Origin of the sequence: Terriglobus albidus (assembly GCF_025685425.1) — a bacterium.
Lineage (GTDB): Bacteria > Acidobacteriota > Terriglobia > Terriglobales > Acidobacteriaceae > Terriglobus > Terriglobus albidus.
Window position 1 is genome coordinate 12250 of record NZ_JAGTAS010000053.1, and the last position, 18478, is coordinate 30727.

Here is an 18478-nt window from a genome sequence, read left to right on the forward strand (position 1 = left end):
CCGTTTGAGGTTCATTTCTGCACGACGGGAGGGGTGTTAACGGTATACTTACTAATGTGACCACCACTGCATCTGAACCTCGAGTCAACAACCTCTCCAACCAGGCCGAGGCCGCAAAGCGCGTTCTGTTACTTAAGCCGCGTGGCTTTTGCGCCGGCGTTGTGCGAGCCGTCGATATTGTGAAGATCGCGCTGGATACCTTTGGTGCGCCGATTTATGTCCGTAAGGAGATCGTTCACAACCGCTATGTTGTGAGCGACCTGGCGAAGAAGGGTGCGATCTTCGTCAACGAGCTTGATGAGGTTCCCTCCGGTGCGCGTGTCATCTTCTCGGCGCATGGCGTATCGCCCGCAGTGCGCGCGGTTGCCAAGGAACGTGGCTTGAAAGTGATTGACGCGACCTGTCCGTTGGTCACCAAGGTTCACGTAGAGGCGATCAAGTTCGCCAAGCAGGGGTACTCGCTGGTGCTGGTGGGGCACCGTGAGCACGAAGAGGTTGAAGGCACACAGGGCGAAGCGCCTGAGGTCACGCAGGTTGTTTCTACAGTGGAAGAGGTGAATAACCTCGTTGTTCCCGATCCTGACAAGGTTGCCTATTTGACCCAGACCACGCTCTCACTGGATGAGGCGCGGGACATGATCGAGGCGCTGAAGAAGAAATTCCCGAATATCGTCGGGCCGCATGCCCAGGACATTTGCTATGCCACAGAAAACCGCCAGACTGCTGTCAAGAACGTGGCGCACGGTGCGGATCTGGTGCTGGTAGTGGGTTCGAAGAACAGCTCGAACTCAAACCGCCTGGTGGAGGTCTCTCAGAATCTGGGTACGAACAGCTACCTGATCGATAAGGCTGAGGATATTCAGCCGCAGTGGTTGAATGGCGTTGACAATGTAGCAGTGACCGCAGGTGCTTCGGCTCCTGAAGTACTGGTGCAGGAGGTAATTGAATACCTCCAGACTAAGGGATTTGGTTCGGTAGATGAAGTGGAAGTCATGCCGGAGAATGTGCGTTTCGGTCTCCCTCCGGAGATCGTGCAGGCTATCAAGCCAGCTCCGGGCGCAGTGACCGTAGGCGCCTAAGCAGGGTGCGTCTAAGAACTGAGGTTTCCGAACGCATGGCAATTGACGCTAGTAAATCGACGGCATCGTCTCAAGCAGGCACACAGCCTCGCTTCGGGCGAATGGACCTCGAACTGGACAAAGTTTCCTCTGGCATTAAACGAGCAGTCGATTGGCTCTTCGCTCAGCAGCACCAGGATGGTTACTGGTGCGGTGAGCTGGAAGCTGACGTCATGCTCGAAGCGGATTACATCTTCGTGCATACCCTGCTTGGTACGGGTGACCGGGCGAAGATGGAGCGCGCCGTCAATGAGATTCTGCGTCATCAGAACGCCGATGGTGGATGGAGTCTCTATCCTGGCGGACCATCGAATGTGAACTACGGCGTAAAGGCCTATCTGGCATTGAAACTGATGGGCTGGAGAGCCGACCACCCGTTGATGGTGAAGGCACGTGAGAATGTGCTTTCGCTTGGCGGTGTGGTGGAGTGCAATACCTTCACCAAACTCTATCTCTGCGCTCTGGGAGCGTACGAATACGATGCAGTGCCGGCGATTCCGCCGGAGATCATCCTCTTTCCCAACTGGTTTTACTTCAACATCTACGAGATTTCTTCCTGGTCACGCGGCATTCTGGTGCCGCTGTCGATCATCTATGCGAAGAAGCCGTTCAAGAAGCTTGCACCCGAGCAAGAGATCAATGAGTTATTCCTCGGCGGCCGCGACAAAGCCAATCTTCATCTGCGCTGGGACAAGAAGCGGCCGGTAAGCTGGCGTAATTTCTTCCTTCTATGCGATCGTGTCGCACACTGGGCAGAGCGTGTTCATATTCGTCCGCTTCGCAGCATGGCGATCAAGAAGGCTGAGAAGTGGATGCTGGAGCGCTTCGAGAAGTCTGACGGACTTGGCGCGATCTACCCCGCAATGTTGAACGCCATTGTGGCGTTGCGCTGCCTTGGTTATTCAATGGATGATCCTGTCCTGATCCGCGCGGTGGACGAGTTTGAGAAGCTCGGCATTGACTGTCCGGAAGGAACCGAGGACTATCCCACGCCGACATTCCGCATGCAACCGTGTTTCCCGCCGGTGTGGGATACAGCGCAAGCGATCTATGCGTTGGGCGAAGCCGGTGTGGCGAAGGATGATCCCCGCATGATCAAAGCTGCGGACTGGATCCTGAGCAAGGAAGTCCGTCACAAAGGTGACTGGGCTGAGAAGGTGCGCAACGTAGAACCGGGCGGATGGTACTTCGAGTTCAATAACGAGTTCTATCCGGATGTGGACGATACCGGCCAGGTGCTGCTCGCTCTGAAGAGTGTGGATAACCCGCGCGAGCGCTACCAGGACGAAGTGTGCGAACGCGCGCTTAACTGGATTTGGGCGATGCAGTGCAAGAACGGTGGATGGGCTGCCTTCGATAAGGACAATACGAAGACTATCTTCGAGCAGATCCCGTTTGCAGACCATAATGCCATGCTCGATCCGCCGACGGTGGACATTACCGGCCGCATGCTGGAGATGCTGTCGCTGTATGGCTACAACCGTTCTGACAAGCGCGTCGAAAAGGCAGTGCAGTTCATCCTCTCAGAGCAGGAGAGTGACGGTAGCTGGTTTGGCCGTTGGGGTGTGAACTATCTCTACGGCACATTCCTGGTTCTGCGGGGACTGCAGGCGATGGGAATGTGGAGCCACGAGCCCTGCATTCTGCAGGCAACCGAATGGGTGCGCATGGTGCAGAATCCCGATGGCGGCTGGGGCGAGAGCTGCGGAACGTATGACGATCCATTGCAGCGTGGCATCGGTCCAAGTACACCATCACAGACGGCATGGGCTCTACTGGCGCTGCTTGCCGGCGGGGACGTCCGTTCGGATTCTGTTGCCAAGGGTGTGCGTTGGCTGATCGACCACCAGCACGAAGACGGAAGCTGGGATGAGCTGGTGCCAGGCCGCAACGGCGAAAGTTATTACACCGGCACGGGCTTCCCGCGCGTCTTTTACCTGGGATATCACCTGTACAAGCAGTACTTCCCACTGCTGGCATTGACGACTTATATCAAGGCGCGCGAGACGGAAGTCTCTGGCGCGCTGGAATAACCAAAGTTCTACCCAAGGAGTGCGAGCCGATGGCAGTGCCAATCTCACAGATGCTGACGGTTGCAAGTTATGTCCTGAAGCAGAAGATCAAAGGCAACAAGCGGTATCCGCTGGTGCTGATGCTGGAGCCGTTGTTTCGCTGCAACCTTGCCTGTGCCGGTTGCGGAAAGATTCAATATCCCGCCCACATCCTCAAGACGGATCTCACCCCGGAGCAATGCTTTGCTGCCGTGGAAGAGTGCGGCGTGCCCATGGTCTCTATCCCGGGCGGTGAGCCGTTACTGCATCCGCAGATGCCAGAGATTGTTGCCGGTCTGGTGGCGCGCAAAAAGTACGTCTACATGTGCACCAACGCACTGCTGCTGAAGGAGAAGCTCCATCTCTTCACGCCGAGCAAGTATCTCTCATTCTCGGTGCACGTCGACGGGCAGAAGGAGCACCACGATTTCGCTGTATGCCGCGAAGGCGGTCACGACCAGGCGATGGAAGGCGTTCGTGAAGCGGTGAAGCGCGGCTTCCGCGTGACGACGAACACGACTCTCTTCGATGGCGCCGATCCGAACTCGGTGCGGGCTCACTTTGATGAGCTCACGCGCGCAGGCGTTGAAAGCATGATGGTCTCGCCGGGTTATACCTACGACAAGGCGCCGGATCAGAGCCATTTCCTGGGTAAGGCGAAGTCGCGCCGCATGTTCCGCGCTATCCTGTCGAACCGCAAGAAAGAATGGCAGTTCAACTCGCACCCGCTCTTCCTCGAGTTCCTGATGGGGAAGATTAACTTTGAATGCACGCCCTGGGGAATGCCGACCTATAACATCTTCGGTTGGCAGAAGCCCTGCTACCTGCTGCAGGATGGTTACGCCGATTCCTTCAAGGAACTGATGGAAGCCACCGAGTGGGCCAACTACGGCGCAAAGAGCGGCAATCCGCGTTGTGCGAACTGCATGGTGCATTCGGGGCATGAGGCTTCGGCGGTGAACTATGGCTTCGGATCGCTACGTGGTTTCATCCGTACGGCCAAGGCCTATATGAACGCTCTGTACTCCGATGCAGGAGCACAGAAACTGCTGGATGAGTGGCAGCCGGAACACCGCGGACCACTGGTTCAGATCGCCACGACACCCGCCGCGCAAACCGGCGAACTGGTCTCAGGAGACTAAGCCTATGTCGACAGTGCAGCAGGAAGCGGGAAAGATCGAGCAATTGAAAGAGCATTCGGCTGATGAGCTCGAGGTTGTCGCCGGTCGTGAGCGGGAGAATCTTGAGGGCTGGATTCCGGCTCTCGCTTCCGATGATGAAGTGCGGGAAGCGTTGGAAAAGGCTTTCGATTATCGCGGCGATGTGACGATTACCAAGAAGGACGGCACGCTTATCGAGGGATATATCTTCGACCGCCGTTCGGGCACATCGTTGCATGACTCTTTCATTCGCATCATTCCGGCAAAGGGGGATCGCGCGAAGGTCAACGTCGCCTACAGCGATATCGCCGCCCTTGCATTTACCGGCCGCGATGCCGCCGCCGGCAAGTCCTTTGAAGCCTGGGTCAAGAAATACTGGGAAAAGAAGGCTGCGGGGGAAACGAATATTGGAATCGAAGCGGAGAAGCTGGACTAGAGCATTTCCCTGTAGGTGTAGAGTAGGGCTTCCGCATCTGTGAGCGTTTTCCGCAATGAAAACGCCGCTGCACTCCTCTTCCGGGAGACCTGGCAACAGGGAAAATGCTCTAACTTCCTACCGGATGCGGGCTACATTTACCCGCATTGTCTTTGTGTGAGGTCATGAAAGTCTTTCTCACCGGAGCGACGGGGTTCGTCGGTAACCATGTCGCGCGCCTGTATGCCGACCAGGGTGCACAGCTGCGTCTTCTGACGCGCGGCACAAACAATACACAGCTCGAAGGTATCCCGGCGGATGTGATCGCCGGTGATCTGCGGCGGCCCGAAGAGCTCCGGGCCGCAATCAACGGGTGTGATGTCGTTGTTCATGTGGCGGCGGACTATCGTTTATGGGTCCGCGATCCGGATGATATGTACCGGGCCAATGTCACCGGAACGCGAGAATTGTTGCGCATTGCCCGTGAAGAGGCTGTGCCGAACTTTATCTATACATCGAGTGTTGCCACCATGGGGTTTAAGACGGATGGCACAATCGTCGATGAGAGCACGCCTGTCTCCCTGGCCGACATGGTGGGCCATTACAAGAGGTCGAAGTTCCTTGCGGAGCAGGAGGCAATCGCCGCGGCCGGGATGGGCCAGCGTGTGATGATCCTGAATCCGACGACGCCGATCGGCGCTCGTGATGTTAAGCCGACTCCAACCGGCCGTATTATTGTGGACTTTCTCAACCGCAAATTTCCGGCATATGTCGATACCGGCCTGAACCTGGTGGATGTTTCAGAGGTGGCCCGAATGCATCTTGCGGCACTGGATACCGGCCGGGCGGGAGAACGGTATATTCTCGGAGGAGAGAATCTAACGCTGAAACAGATTCTCGACCGCATGTCGGCGATCACCGGGTTACCCTCCCCCACAATGCGGGTACCCCATACGGTCGCCATGATCTTCGCCTTCTTCGACGAAACGTTTACCGGCAAACTGCGGGGGAAAGAGCCGCGCGCTACTTTGGAGGCTGTGCGTATGGGCAAGAAGAAGATGTTCGCATCCTCGGCCAAGGCAGAGCGAGAGCTGGGATTCAAGGTCCTTCCGGTGTACAAGGCGCTACGTTCTGCTATCGACTGGTTTGTGGAGCATGGATATGCTCCCGCATATGAAGGGAAGCGGGCCTGATGGAAGAATGCTTCGGTATCGTTGCGGCGTTACCTGGAGAACTCAAGCCCCTGGTTGCCGGCTGGCAGCAGATGGAAGCGACCAACGGCGTGAATGCGTGGAAGCATCCATCTCGCAGCATTTATGCCGTGTGTGCTGGAATGGGATCGGAGGCCGCCCGGCGCGCATTTGACCATCTGACAACCATCTGTAATCCAACGACGGTCTTGTCGATCGGTTGGGCAGGCTCCATCGATCCGCGTCTGCCTGTAGGGTCAGTGCACTATCCTTCGCAGATCGTCGATAGTGAAGCTGAGGAGCACTATCCGCTTCATCTTGACGGCACGATGTTGCTGATCTCGGCCGACAAAGTCGCCGACCGTGGAGAGAAGTATCGACTGGCTCTGGCTTATTCCAACGCAGCCCTGGTGGATATGGAGGCTGCGACCATTGCCAACCTCGCCTTCGCTAGAGGGTGCAAGTTCCGTTGCATCAAGGCGGTTTCAGACGGAGCGAATGAAGAGCTGCCGGATATGAACCCCTACATCACCAAGGATGGTAAATTCGCTACGGCACCTTTCGTTGCCAGTGTGATGGTGCGTCCCTGGTACTGGGCAGCTCTTACGCGTTTTGGAAAGAATGCAAAGATGGCTGCTGAGAATCTGGCGGTTGCTGTGAAGAAGGATCTGAATCTATGAGTTTGCTGGAGCTCCCCGCAACCATGCGGGCAGCCGTTTATCGCGGCATCGATGATGTGCGCATTGAAACCGTACCCGTGCCGGAGATCGGTCCTGGAGAAGTTCTCGTTAAGATTCATACCTGTGGCATCTGTGGCACGGATCTGAAGAAGATCCATACCGGATCGCACTCGGCGCCGCGTGTCTTCGGGCATGAGATGAGCGGTACTGTCGTCAAGGTCGGTGAGGGAGTAGAAGGCTTCGCGGTCGGAGATCGCGTGATGGCCTTCCACCATATTCCGTGCGGCGAGTGTTACTACTGCCGCAAGCAAACCTTTGCACAGTGTGAGACCTACAAGAAGGTGGGAACCACCGCCGGCTTTGCGCCCTCAGGCGGAGGGTTTGCAGAATATATCCGTGTTATGGACTGGATCGTGAAACGCGGTCTGGTGAAGATTCCGGACAATGTGCCGTTTGAACAGGCAGCCTTCATTGAACCGGTGAACACCTGCTTCAAAGCGATTAAGCTTCTGGAGCTTAAGCCTGATGAGACCGTACTCGTGATCGGCCAGGGATCGATCGGTGTGTTGCTTGCCGCGTTGGCTGCGCGCACCGGCGCTACCATACTGACGAGTGATATGTTTCCGGAACGTCACGCTGTCGCAGCAAAGTTTGGTTTGAAGCATCCGATCGATGCAAGAGGGGACGTGGTGACTGCTGCGCGGAATGCGACTGAAGGGCGAGGAGCCGACGTCACGCTTGTGGCGGTTGGCAGCGATAAGCTGATTCCTCTGGCGATGGAAGCGACGCGGCCGGGCGGTCGTGTAATGCTCTTTGCATCGACACAGCATGGCGAGGCAATCTTCGACCCAGCGGCAGTCTGCATGGACGAAAAGACGCTGATGGGCTCCTATTCCGCTTCTGTTGCGATTCAGGACGAAGGCGCGCAGCTTGTGCTGGACGGCTACAAGGACGGCTTCGATCTCACTCAGTTGATCTCACATCGCTTTACGCTCGAGGAGGCGGTGCAGGGAATTCACCTGGCATCGAATCCGCAGCCGGATTCAATGAAGATTGTGATTCAGCCGTAAAGCTTTGGGTTAGTTATTGCCGCGCCTTTGCCACAAAACATCACCGTTCGGGAAGGTATGTATTGGCAGAAAAGAGCGCGTCAGGTAGTTTCGAAACGGTGAGAGGTAATCCTTACAACTGGAGAACGAGCATCGTTCATCGAGGTGTTGATTCCAGAGAACAGAATTCACATGTTTCGTATCCATCTGCTGAAGGGCAGGTTCAATATCTTCTGGCCGCGTGGAGTCCCACCGCGACAAAGTTGGCAGGTACAGTGGATTGTGTAGCTTCAACGGGAGATACACGCCGGGCCATCCTGCTTCGAGGAGGTATTCTCCCGGCCGTGTCTGTTGAGCCAATACGCGCAGTTCATCGAATTCTTCTGGCGTCGTGGCAATTTTCCCTCCAGGCAGCTGGCCTTTAGCGCGACACACGATATGCTTGGCGACGCCCTGGTGGCCACCCAGGATAACGATGACGCCGAGAGCGCTGGCCAAAAGTGTTCGCTCCGGAAACGAAAATTCTCCTAAGATCCAGATAAACAAAATGACCGCAGGCATTGCGATTGCGAAGAGCCTTAGCACGTTGATACTCGCGGTGATCTCAAGGAGCAGCGAGAGTCCACACAGGCTCAGCAACGTAATGGAGTTCCAGGGGAACAGCGCGTCATTGTGCGACCGTGAGCACTTCCAGAGAGCGAAGCCGTAGACCAGTGGTGTGAGTGCGTAGACCAGCAGGTAGGGCAGCATCCGGGGAACATTAGACAATCCCAACTGACCGGAAAGTCCGAGCGATCTCGGAGACTCCGCGACATACCGAGAGACGGATTCCACCAAACAGAACCACAGCCGTTCGTGCCCCACAGCACGGAGATAGTAAGCGTAAAGGGAGAGACTCACCAGCGCGAATGCGATTACCAGAGCGGCAATAAGTCTTGCTGTGTGCGCGCGTGCCTCACGTCTCCGGATGGCGCTGAGAACTAAGAAGACAACAAAACCTACGAGAGCTGCCGCGGCGTGCGCTTGGTTGAAGAAGCTGGAGATCCCAAGAAGTACGCCTGATATCACATTGTTTCTGATCGTCAGGGACTTCATCTCGATACGGACTGCAAGAAGGATAAAAAATACCGCGAACCAATGATGTGTGGGGTTCAGGAATTTCCCGTAAATCAAGACCAGGAACAAGCCTGTCGCGGTCAGAGCAGATGCGACCCTCATGATCTGTCGCGAGAGTGAATAGCAGAGGCAAGCCGAGAGAACTCCAAAAAACAGAGCAACCGCATTGGTTGCCCAGATCGTCTCCCCAAGGAGGCGGAAACTCGCGGCATAGACTAAGTCAGTACCGGGAGGAGTGAATTGAAAAAAGTCCCTATAAATTGTTTGTCCGTTTAAGAGACGCTGCGCTCCCATCCAGAAGTAGACCTGATCACCGCCAAGCAGAAACGGGAAGCTGGGGGAAGAGAATAGGTTTAGATAAAGATATATCGCCGAAAAGAAGGCGACAACCGCATGCCATCGCAATCCCTCGGGGATTCTATGGAGCGGCTGAATGACAGCAAAACTCGTTCGTCTCATACCGGTGAAACCAGCAAGCCGTCCTGTTATTTCCTCAGATGTCGCCTGGCAGGGCCACTCAAAACACGTTATCTCCGTGTCCTCAAGGGCGTAACGCGACTCCGCAGACCGAGCCTACATCTCCTCGCCTAAATGCACAAGCGAGGAGCCTCGGCACCGCTTGGGGCCTCCAAAGCTTGTTCCAGGCCTAAGATCGTCATCAATTTGACGTAGGAAATCGTATCTTCGACGGAGTTCCCGTCTAGGGGTAAAGACCCGCTTTGAGGATATGTGAAGCCGTACAGAATCGTTCCCGTCTCGAGCATCGAAACTGTTGAGACTACGCGTCTGTGCGTATCATCCTGAAGAGCAGGATCCATAGCGGGAAAATCATGGGCCACTTTAGCTTGGATAACGGCTGCCGTTGCTTGAGACAGGCCTGTTCTAACCGCGACTATCGCTTTCATTTTGAGCAACGTCGCGATCCGTATTCCCTGTTCTGTACTAATATCCAGCGGCGGCCACGGTTGGCTTAGAAATCGTTCGGGATCATTAACTTTGATTGCGGCCTGGATCGTGCCTGGCTGTAAGGATGGATTGAAGACTAGCTCGCTAGAGAGAATACGCAAGCTAACTATCTCTCGAAATCTGGCAACCACCGTGGTTTGAACTACGCCGGTCGGCGACTGGATCGCATATACCCAATCGGTCACAATCCACCTCCTTTACACAAATCGAGGTCAAGCCTACGGAATGAGGGACAAAGTGGATTACGGATGTAATGCCGGCTTTCGCGAACGAAGCCACTGCAGCAGGCCTGCTGGATCATCTGTGATGATTCCGTCTACGTGCGCCTCGCTCAGCTTCTCCCAGCGTTCCACGGTGTTTGATGTGTAAGGAATTACCTGCAAGCCTGCCTTGTGAGCCACGGCGACCTCGTCTGCAGTGGCGAGACTTTCGTCCGGGCTTAGAATATTCGCGCCAGAGACGGCAGCGATGTGAGCGAAGCTCTTGTCCTTGTCGGTAATCCCCATGAAGCCGTCGTACTTTGCCTGACCGAAGAGAGCGGAGAGGCGAATCTGCGGATCGATCTCTTTCATCGCCCGCAGCGTACGAAAGTCGAAGCTCTGCAGGATGACACGCGATTGCAGATGGTGCTTGCGCACAGCGTCATCGATCATCTTCACAAAGACCTCAGGTGAGGGTGTGATCTCCGGGTGAGCCGGAGAGATCTTGGTCTCGATATTGAAATCGAAGGTCCCCTTTGGCGCGAGGTCCAGAACCTCATCGAAGGTCGGAATATGCGTGTTGGGCACGGCTTTTTGCTGGGGAAAAGCTGCCAGTCTCTTTGCGCCACAGTCGTACTGCCTGATCTCAGCCAAGGTGAGTGAGTGGATCAGCGTGCCCGGAGGAAGTGGAGGACCGCTGCAGACGCGCTCGTTGGCGAGGACTGCCTTCATAAAGGCATCTGTCCCTTCGGGTTGCACCAGGTAGGGAGAGTGCGAGACGACCAGGACGTTATCTTTCGTGACTGCCAGGTCGAGCTCGAGCGCATCGGCGCCTGTATCGATTGCGTACTGAAACGCGGGTAATGTGTTTTCAGGACGGGCCGCCCGGCCGCCACGGTGAGCGTGGACGAGGATGGTCTCTGATGACACCGGCAGTGTCGCGATCAACAGAAGAAAGCTTAGACGTACTCGCATACAGCGTAGCGTCATGGATGCCGGTTAAAAGAGAATGAAGCCGGCTTGCGGCCGGCTTCGAGAGGAGTCGATGAATCTTGATCAGGCCAGCAACTGACGCGTCAACTTCACGTAGAGCTGCACGCACTCCAGCAGCTCTTTCTTGGAGATCTTTTCATTGGGCGTATGCGCAACGTGAATTGATCCGGGACCGAGCAGGAAAGGCTCTCCCCACTCCGTGAGCTGCGGAATGTCTGTGGCGTATTTGACCACTTTGGTTGGTAGATCCGTTTGCAGTTTCCGCATCTTCACGAAGGGGAGATGCAGCGTGAACTTCACGTCGCAGCGATCATTCACAGTCTTGCGGACCAGTTCCTCCACCTCTTCTGCCGGCCCGACGAGGCGGACAAGGATATGCGCCTCCGCGGCATCGGGAATGACATTCGGAGCACGTCCGCCGGAGATAAGACCGATGTTCAGTGTAGCCGGGCCGATCTCGGGCTCGACTGGCAGTTCGAGCGCACGGATATCGTCGAGTACATCCAGCAGCTTTTCGATTGCCGAGTCGCCCAACTCGGGATAAGCAGAGTGCGCCATCTTTCCTTTGGCGCGGAGCTCGATTCGCAGAGCGCCTTTGGTGGCAGTGGCGAGGTAGTTATCGGTCGGTTCGCCGTTGATGAGGAAGCGCGATCCTTTGGGGTTCTTATTCGCGGCTTTGGCGCCGGCAGAGTCCCGCTCTTCTCCGACGACGAACAGCAAGCCGACCTTAACTCCTTCAGAGCGCAGAATCTCGGCAGCCGCGATCTGGCAGGCGATGATGCCTTTCGCGTCGCAGGCGCCACGGCCATAGACGTTTTCTTCGTCTTCAGAGGAAGGGAAGAACGGTGGCACGGTGTCAATGTGGGTGGAAAAGACGATCTCAGGTGTCACGCCGGCAGCGCAGGCATAGACATTGAATCGCTCGGACTCACCGGCGGGCGTTCCTGCGAGCTCTGTCTGCTCCACCCGGGTGGTTTCAATCTCGTAGCCCAGTTTGCCAAGATAATCTGCCAGGAAGTGTCCCGCAGGGCCTTCAAAATAGGTAGTCGATTCGATATCGACGAGTTGTCGTGTCAGTTGAATGGGATCGATCGCCATGCTTTTCAAGGATAACTGAAGCGCAGAGACAGACCTTTATGATGGGTCTGTGAGCTTTGCCTCGAAGATTGAAGCAGTGGATGATCTCAGTGGTCCTGCGGGACGCCTGGAAGCGATTCTGAACACCGGGAGAGAGGACGCTCCCTATGCCGCACTGGTTACGCACCCTCACCCTTTGGGTGGCGGCACCATGCACAACAAGGTTGTCTATCACGCGATGAAGGCGTTCAGTCACTTCGGCCTTCCGGTATTGCGATTCAACTTTCGCGGTACTGGCCTGAGCGAAGGTAGTCACGATCAGGGAATCGGGGAGCAGGACGATGTCCGTCGCGCACTGCAGTGGCTGGATACACGTTTCGGTAAGCCGATTCTCTTTGCCGGATTTTCCTTCGGTTCGAATGTAGGGATGCGGGTCTGTTGTACCGATCCGCGCGTTCCGGCGATGGTCGCTCTCGGACTTCCCATCGAAGCCGAGGGCCGCCTCTACCACTATGACTTTCTTTCCGCATGTTCGAAGCCGCGTCTGTTTCTCTCGGGGGATCATGACCAATATGGCCCGGTTGCCGAGGTCGAGCAGGTCGTAGCGCAGCTCCCTGAACCGAAACGACTGGCGTGGATTGCCGGTGGGGATCATTTTTTCGCGGGTACTGCCGGTTCTCCGGGATCGAAGCTCGATCAGATGCGCGAAACCGTGATCTCATGGCTGGCGGAGACAGTTCCGGGGCTGACCGTCTAGCGTCCTGATCTGAAGTTCATGATATGAATCATGCGATTTTGCCATCCGAAGCGTTGAAAAGCGGGTCCTTCACGAATCACCCCAGCGAACAAGTTCGCTGGAGACCCCGAATGTTCAGGATGACTAAATTTGTGACAAGAACTTCGAGAGACCACACCAGCAGACTCTAAGCGACCTCAGATTTGTGGGCGGTTACACGATGAGTCATGGTGTTGCGACGCAACCAGTCAGCAAACAGCAGATTGGCTTCATGCGGCGCTTCCTCAAAGATCAGGTGGCCGGCTCCGGTGATCACTTGCAGTTCCGCCTGGGGAAGGCGCTGCCGCAGTCTTTCCGAAAGATGTACCGGAGCTGTACGGTCTCTATCACCCCAGAGCAGCAGCACCCGCTGTTCCGGCAAGGCGGCCAGCGCCTCATCAACGGCGTTCATGTTGTGGTGCCACAGCTGAATGATCGAAAGGATATGCATCACCGCCCCCGGACGTCGCAAGGCGCGGAGGTACAGGTCGAGGGTCCTTTCGTCAGCGTGGCCCCGCTCGCCATACATTCGGAGGAGCGCCAATTCCTGCAGGCGGCGTGGAAGCTCGGTGACGCGATGCCCGAACCAGCGGCCAAGTGGACTGTTCCAGAACCGAATGAGAGGAAGAAGACTGGTTGCGGCCGCGGTCGGGGGAGCCAGCAAAACCAGGGAAGCTACCCTTTCCGGATACTTTGCGGCAAAGACGACGGCCACCGAGCCCCCATAAGAGTGCCCGATGAGATGGCAGCGCTCGATTCCAATACGGTTGAAGAGCTGCAGCAATCTCTCCGCAGAGGTCGCAATATCGGCATCCTGCTCATTGACCCAGCCATGGCGTTCGCAGGTAAGCTGGTCGACGGCGATGACGCGATATTCCCTGGCCAGAGTGGGCAGATTCCGGCGCCAGATATCGGCAGCTCCCAGAAGCCCATGCAGCAGAACTACCGGATAGCCGGCACCCGCCTCCAGATATCGCATGGTGCAACCGGGCGACACCTCCGTTTGAGCCGGTTGGGCAGCCGGCTCAGGTAAGGCAGATGTCATCCACTCCAGAAGGTTCATTCGCCCCCAATCCCATGACTCAGATGCGTACTAGATTCCGAGTGGATGCCCATTTACAACCAACAAATTGGGTTGTAAAAAACCCAGTAAGGCCCGATCTTCCGTATTTCTGTAGCTCGTTATGATATTTGGAAGAATAGCTGTATCTTTTTCAAGGACTTGGCCTTATTAGCCGGGGTAAAAATTTGGTCTTTAACGTGCAAGAATGATGTTGATAGTTTCAATGGAACTTTGATGCCAAAGGCCTTTCAAGTCCGCATCACGGCGATTGCGCTTGCCCTGTTGACGGCTGCCGCCTGTGCGCTTGGCGTCGTAAATTTCCTGCGGGAGATCCATTTTGATCTGCCGACAGACGGCGTGTCCTGGACGGAGATTCAGGGTGGACTGAAGGCAGAGCGGGTTCCCGCTAACTCTCCCGCGCAACGAGCAGGTATTCGTCCGGGAGATGTGCTGATCGCCGTCGATGAGCATCCCACTCCCCGGGTGGCAACCCTCAATCGCCAAATTTGGCGTCATGGTGTCTGGTCGCGGGGAACCTATTCGATCGTACGGAACGCAAAGGCTCGTTTCGACGTTCAGGTTATCTTTGAGCCTACTGATCGTTCGATCAACCAGGGTATGCGGTTGATTGGCCTGGTGTATCTCGGCATCGGACTTTATGTGCTTTTCCGGCGCTGGACCGCGCCGGGGTCGATGCACTTTTATCTCTTCTGTCTGGCCAGTTTTGTCTTGTACGACTTCAAGTACACGGGCGAGCTAAACACTCTGGACTGGACGGTCTTTTACGCGAATCTGCTGGCGCAGGCACTCCAGCCCGCACTTTTCCTGCACTTTGCCGTAAGCTTCGGCCGAAGCTCCAACAGCCTGCCGCGGCGCATCCTCTCTGCCGCGCTTTATATTCCAGGTTTTGTGGTTGCGGCGCTGCAGATTATTGCCTTCACCACATGGTCCGCGACGGAACAGCTTCATCATCGGCTGGATCAGATCGCCATTGGCTACCTGTCAGCGTTTTACGTTACGGCGGCGATTGTTTTCTACACTCGCTATCGCCGGGCACGGTCCGGCTTGGAGCGGCAACAACTCAAGTGGCTCTCGCGTGGAGCATTGATTGCTGTTATTCCGTTCACGCTGCTTTACACCATTCCTTACATGGCAGATTGGGATATCTGGCCGATCGTTGCGAAGCTTTCCGGCTTGTCTTTGGTATTTCTGCCGCTGACGTTCGCATGGGCGATTGTCCGTTATCGCCTGATGGACGTAGATCTTATCTTCAAGCGTGGCGTCACCTATACGCTCGCTACCGCCGGCCTGGTCGGTCTGTACTTTGCGGTGATCGCTGTCTCAGCAGAACTGGTGCATGCGCGGCTTCCCGGCCTGCGTGCCTGGGGTCTGGTGGCGGCAATCGTTGTTACGTCGCTGATCTTCGATCCATTGAAGAACATCATTCAGGCCCGCGTTGACAAACTCTTTGACCGCCGCCGCTTCGACTATCGCAGCACGCTGGTCGATTTCGGCCGCAGCCTGTCTTCCCAGACCGATATCAACCTGCTGACGCGTTCGATTGTCGAGCGTCTGCAGCAGACGCTGCTGGTTACGCGCGTGGCGCTGTTTACATCAAGCGAGCCTGGAGCCCCGCTGCATCTTGCGGCATCGCATGGCCTGAATGATGTCCCGGTGAACGACCTTAGCTTCCTGCACTTTTACGGGCAGGCGCGGCATCTCTTTCTGGAAACACCGCAGCATGCAATGCACCTTACAGAGACGCAGCAGGCCACTGCCGCCGCGCTCGACCTGAACTACTACCTTGCCTGTACGGTTGGTGAGCCGGGAACGGGGGCACAGCGCACCATTGCTGTGATTGGGCTTGGGCGTACGTCACGCGGCGACTTTCTTTCGTCGGAAGATATCGAGGTACTTGAATCGCTGGCAGGGTATATCGGCATTGCGATTCAGAATGCTCAGCTCTATACACGCCTGCAGCGTCAGGTTACTGAGTTTGAACGGCTGAAGGAGTTCAACGAGAACATCGTTGAGTCCATCCATATCGGTATCTTTGCGGTCGATCTGGAAGATCGTATTGAAAGCTGGAACGCCGAGATGGAGGTCATGTACGCGACACCACGTGTCTCTGCGCTCCGCCGCCATCTGAGTGAGGTCTTTCCTCCGGAGTTCCTCGGTGAATTCGAGCGGCTCAAGACTGAAGCCACAACGCATACCTTGTACAAGTTCCGCCTGCCGACGCCGGCTGGTGAAGTTCGTACCGCCAATATCGCGATTGCACCCCTGCTGACACGTGATTTTGTCCCTGTCGGCCGTATTGTGCTGGTGGATGACATTACCGACCGCGTCAACATGGAAGGTCAGCTTGCCCAGGCCGAAAAGCTGTCTTCCATTGGCCTACTGGCGGCCGGCATTGCCCACGAGGTTAACACGCCGTTGGCTGTGATCTCCTCGTATGCGCAGATGCTGACGAAACATGCCGGCGCCGATCCTCGTCTGTCCTCCATCCTGGAGAAGATCACGCAGCAGACCTTCCGTGCCTCAGAGATCGCGAATGGCCTTCTCAACTTCTCGCGCACCAGCACGACGGAGTTCACGCATCTGGACATCAATGTCGTAATACGGGACACGCTGGCTCTGCTGGAGCACCAGATGAAAACCTCGCGGATCAAATTGGAGATTGACCTGGCTCCAAATCTTCCTCTTATCCGCGGGAATCAAGGCAAACTTCAACAGGTGGCGCTAAATCTGCTGATGAACGCCAAGGACGCAATGTTCAATCGCGCCGAAGGCTGCCTGCACGTGCAGACCGAGGCTGTTGGGAACAATGTTGTGGTTCGTATCGGAGATAATGGCAGCGGAATTGAACCGTCACACCTGCACAAGATTTACGACCCATTCTTTACCACCAAGCTCCAGCCTGCTGTCGGCCAGCGGAAGGGAACCGGCCTCGGCCTCTCCGTCACTTACGGCATCATGCAGGAGCACAATGGCAAGATCGACGTTGAGAGTGAGCCTGGCGTCGGTACCGTTTTCATCCTAGAATTTCCTGCCTTGGCTGATGTGACACGGCTAGGCAACGAGGCCAGCGGACGAACGATTCATGCCTGAAGCATTAACGATAAACCCGCCGGACGCGGGCTTTATGCTGCCTGCCGGCAGCGGACGTATTCTGATCATTGACGACGAAGCTGCCATCCGCGACTCGCTGGAGACTCTTCTGACGTTAGAAGGGTTCACGGTCACCATGGCCGAGGAGGGAAACTCCGGCCTGGACCTGTTGGCACGCGAGGAGTTCGATCTTCTGCTTCTCGATCTGTCTCTGCCGGGCGAAAGCGGCATGGACCTGCTGCCCAGAATCAAGGCGTCCCATCCTCAACTTCCGGTCATCATGATCACCGCGTACGGTGCGGTAGCGAACGTCGTTGAAGCGATTCGCCTGGGTGCGGAGAACTTTGTTCAGAAGCCCTGGGACAACGAAAAGCTGCTGGCTGACATTCGCTCCGCAATCGGCAAGCGCCGCGCCGAGCAGGAAGTGCTGCAACTCCGTCGGACTCTCAAGCAGCGTTATCAGTTCACGAATATTGTGGGCAAGAGCGACGTGATGCTCAAGCTGCTCGATCTGGTGGCGCAAGTAGCCGCTTCGCGTTCTACTGTCCTGATCCATGGAGAGAGCGGCACGGGCAAGGAATTGATTGCTAAAGCAATCCATGCAAATTCGCCGCGGAAAGATAAGCCCTTCGTCCCTGTGAACGTGGGTGCTGTCCCCGCAGACCTGCTGGAATCAACGCTCTTCGGCCACTTGAAGGGAGCCTTTACCTCGGCAGTCGCTACAAAGAAGGGACTCTTTGAGGCTGCCAACGAGGGCACGCTCTTCCTGGATGAGATTGGCACCATGCCTCTTGAAACCCAGGCCAAGGTGCTCCGCGCACTGCAGGAGCGCAAGTTCATGCAACTCGGTGGAACACAGGAGATCTCCGTCGACGTTCGTATTCTGGCGGCAACGAACGTTGATCTGCAGCAGGCGGTGAAGGAGGGCCGCTTCCGCGAAGATCTCTTCTACCGCTTGAACGTCATCTCCGTGGAGCTTCCGCCGTTGCGCAACCGCCGTGAAGATATCCCATTGCTGGCACAACACTTCCTCAAGCGTTTCTCAGAGGAGAATGGCCTGCCGGAGCGCACGCTCTCCCCAGACGCAATGCGGCTGGTCATGGACCACAGCTGGCCGGGAAATATCCGCGAGCTGGAAAATGCGATGGAGCGCGGTGTAGTTCTCTCAACCGGACCGCAGATTACGCCGGATCAGCTTCCGCCTCAACTGACTGGAAACACCTACTCGGCAGCATTGATGGAGCACGCTTCCTCTGCTAGCCTCGCCGAGATTATGGAAGAGATCGAGCGCCGTATCATTGGCGACCGGCTGGAGCGTTGCAATTGGAATCAGACCGAGGCTGCAGCCTTCTTCAAGATTCCGCTAAGCACGCTGAATCAGAAGATCAAACGCCTGAACATTGAGTTGAAGAAGCGCGGAAAAGAATAGAGCATTTTCCATGTAGGTGTAGCGTAGGGATTCCGCATCTATGGGCGTTTTACGTAATGAAAACGCCGCTGGACTCCTCTTCCGA

The 18478-nt window shown here is 56.2% G+C and carries 15 protein-coding genes; 10 read left to right on the top strand and 5 right to left on the bottom strand.

Annotation, left to right across the window (positions count from 1 at the left end; genetic code table 11):
- The first annotated feature begins 56 nt into the window (after positions 1-56).
- From OHL21_RS12230 to OHL21_RS12260, 7 genes are all read left to right on the top strand, one after another.
- Positions 57-1079, top strand: a complete 1023-nt coding sequence (locus OHL21_RS12230; RefSeq protein WP_263417559.1) for a 4-hydroxy-3-methylbut-2-enyl diphosphate reductase — start codon at positions 57-59, stop codon at positions 1077-1079.
- A 35-nt stretch (positions 1080-1114) separates the two neighbouring features.
- Positions 1115-3151: a squalene--hopene cyclase gene (gene shc / locus OHL21_RS12235; protein ID WP_263417560.1), complete on the top strand. Its 2037-nt coding sequence runs from the start codon at positions 1115-1117 to the stop codon at positions 3149-3151.
- 29 nt (positions 3152-3180) lie between these two features.
- Positions 3181-4311 carry an adenosyl-hopene transferase HpnH gene (hpnH, locus tag OHL21_RS12240; RefSeq protein ID WP_263417561.1) on the top strand — a complete coding sequence of 377 codons (1131 nt, stop codon included), beginning with the start codon at positions 3181-3183 and terminating at the stop codon, positions 4309-4311.
- A 4-nt stretch (positions 4312-4315) separates the two neighbouring features.
- Positions 4316-4765, top strand: coding sequence for a hypothetical protein (locus OHL21_RS12245; RefSeq protein ID WP_263417562.1), 450 nt, complete (start codon positions 4316-4318; stop codon positions 4763-4765).
- Between the two features lie 164 nt (positions 4766-4929).
- A complete protein-coding gene (hpnA, locus tag OHL21_RS12250; RefSeq protein ID WP_263417563.1) occupies positions 4930-5937 on the top strand; it encodes a hopanoid-associated sugar epimerase in 1008 nt (335 codons plus the stop codon).
- Positions 5937-6614: a 5'-methylthioadenosine/S-adenosylhomocysteine nucleosidase family protein gene (locus OHL21_RS12255; protein WP_263417564.1), complete on the top strand. Its 678-nt coding sequence runs from the start codon at positions 5937-5939 to the stop codon at positions 6612-6614. The genes hpnA and OHL21_RS12255 overlap by 1 nt, the downstream gene beginning before the upstream one ends.
- On the top strand, positions 6611-7684 hold the full coding sequence (locus tag OHL21_RS12260) for a zinc-dependent dehydrogenase (protein WP_263417565.1): 1074 nt from the start codon (positions 6611-6613) through the stop codon (positions 7682-7684). The genes OHL21_RS12255 and OHL21_RS12260 overlap by 4 nt, the downstream gene beginning before the upstream one ends.
- A 9-nt stretch (positions 7685-7693) precedes the next feature.
- Here OHL21_RS12260 and OHL21_RS12265 read toward each other — a convergent pair whose 3' ends face one another.
- The 4 genes from OHL21_RS12265 to OHL21_RS12280 form a co-directional block, all read right to left on the bottom strand.
- Positions 7694-9184: an ArnT family glycosyltransferase gene (locus OHL21_RS12265; protein WP_263417566.1), complete on the bottom strand. Its 1491-nt coding sequence runs from the start codon at positions 9182-9184 to the stop codon at positions 7694-7696.
- Between the two features lie 182 nt (positions 9185-9366).
- Positions 9367-9930 (bottom strand): hypothetical protein, encoded by a 564-nt coding sequence (locus tag OHL21_RS12270; RefSeq protein WP_263417567.1) that lies wholly within the window; start codon positions 9928-9930, stop codon positions 9367-9369.
- 57 nt (positions 9931-9987) lie between these two features.
- The gene (locus OHL21_RS12275; protein WP_263417568.1) at positions 9988-10920 is read right to left on the bottom strand and encodes a glycerophosphodiester phosphodiesterase family protein; all 933 of its coding nucleotides are present in this window, start codon (positions 10918-10920) and stop codon (positions 9988-9990) included.
- 81 nt (positions 10921-11001) lie between these two features.
- On the bottom strand, positions 11002-12036 hold the full coding sequence (locus OHL21_RS12280) for a M20/M25/M40 family metallo-hydrolase (RefSeq protein ID WP_263417569.1): 1035 nt from the start codon (positions 12034-12036) through the stop codon (positions 11002-11004).
- Positions 12037-12085: 49 nt separating this feature from the next.
- Between OHL21_RS12280 and OHL21_RS12285 the strand changes: the two genes are divergently transcribed.
- On the top strand, positions 12086-12772 hold the full coding sequence (locus tag OHL21_RS12285; protein WP_263417570.1) for an alpha/beta hydrolase: 687 nt from the start codon (positions 12086-12088) through the stop codon (positions 12770-12772).
- Positions 12773-12938: 166 nt separating this feature from the next.
- Here the strand turns inward: OHL21_RS12285 and OHL21_RS12290 are convergent, their stop codons facing one another.
- The gene (locus tag OHL21_RS12290; RefSeq protein WP_263417571.1) at positions 12939-13853 is read right to left on the bottom strand and encodes an alpha/beta fold hydrolase; all 915 of its coding nucleotides are present in this window, start codon (positions 13851-13853) and stop codon (positions 12939-12941) included.
- Positions 13854-14087: 234 nt separating this feature from the next.
- Between OHL21_RS12290 and OHL21_RS12295 the strand changes: the two genes are divergently transcribed.
- Together OHL21_RS12295 and OHL21_RS12300 are read left to right on the top strand one after the other, a co-directional pair.
- On the top strand, positions 14088-16964 hold the full coding sequence (locus OHL21_RS12295) for an ATP-binding protein (RefSeq protein WP_263417572.1): 2877 nt from the start codon (positions 14088-14090) through the stop codon (positions 16962-16964).
- Positions 16957-18393 carry a sigma-54-dependent transcriptional regulator gene (locus OHL21_RS12300; RefSeq protein ID WP_263417573.1) on the top strand — a complete coding sequence of 479 codons (1437 nt, stop codon included), beginning with the start codon at positions 16957-16959 and terminating at the stop codon, positions 18391-18393. Before OHL21_RS12295 ends, OHL21_RS12300 begins: the two co-directional genes overlap by 8 nt.
- The last annotated feature ends 85 nt before the right edge of the window (positions 18394-18478 follow it).

Excerpts from the sequence above, each read along its gene's own strand:
- shc (WP_263417560.1), top strand. The coding sequence starts at position 1,115 with ATGGCAATTGACGCTAGTAAATCGACGGCATCGTCTCAAGCAGGCACA.
- hpnH (WP_263417561.1), top strand. The coding sequence starts at position 3,181 with ATGGCAGTGCCAATCTCACAGATGCTGACGGTTGCAAGTTATGTCCTG.
- OHL21_RS12245 (WP_263417562.1), top strand. The coding sequence starts at position 4,316 with ATGTCGACAGTGCAGCAGGAAGCGGGAAAGATCGAGCAATTGAAAGAG.
- hpnA (WP_263417563.1), top strand. The coding sequence starts at position 4,930 with ATGAAAGTCTTTCTCACCGGAGCGACGGGGTTCGTCGGTAACCATGTC.
- OHL21_RS12255 (WP_263417564.1), top strand. The coding sequence starts at position 5,937 with ATGGAAGAATGCTTCGGTATCGTTGCGGCGTTACCTGGAGAACTCAAG.
- OHL21_RS12260 (WP_263417565.1), top strand. The coding sequence starts at position 6,611 with ATGAGTTTGCTGGAGCTCCCCGCAACCATGCGGGCAGCCGTTTATCGC.
- OHL21_RS12275 (WP_263417568.1), bottom strand. The coding sequence starts at position 10,920 with ATGCGAGTACGTCTAAGCTTTCTTCTGTTGATCGCGACACTGCCGGTG.
- OHL21_RS12280 (WP_263417569.1), bottom strand. The coding sequence starts at position 12,036 with ATGGCGATCGATCCCATTCAACTGACACGACAACTCGTCGATATCGAA.
- OHL21_RS12290 (WP_263417571.1), bottom strand. The coding sequence starts at position 13,853 with ATGAACCTTCTGGAGTGGATGACATCTGCCTTACCTGAGCCGGCTGCC.
- OHL21_RS12295 (WP_263417572.1), top strand. The coding sequence starts at position 14,088 with ATGCCAAAGGCCTTTCAAGTCCGCATCACGGCGATTGCGCTTGCCCTG.
- OHL21_RS12300 (WP_263417573.1), top strand. The coding sequence starts at position 16,957 with ATGCCTGAAGCATTAACGATAAACCCGCCGGACGCGGGCTTTATGCTG.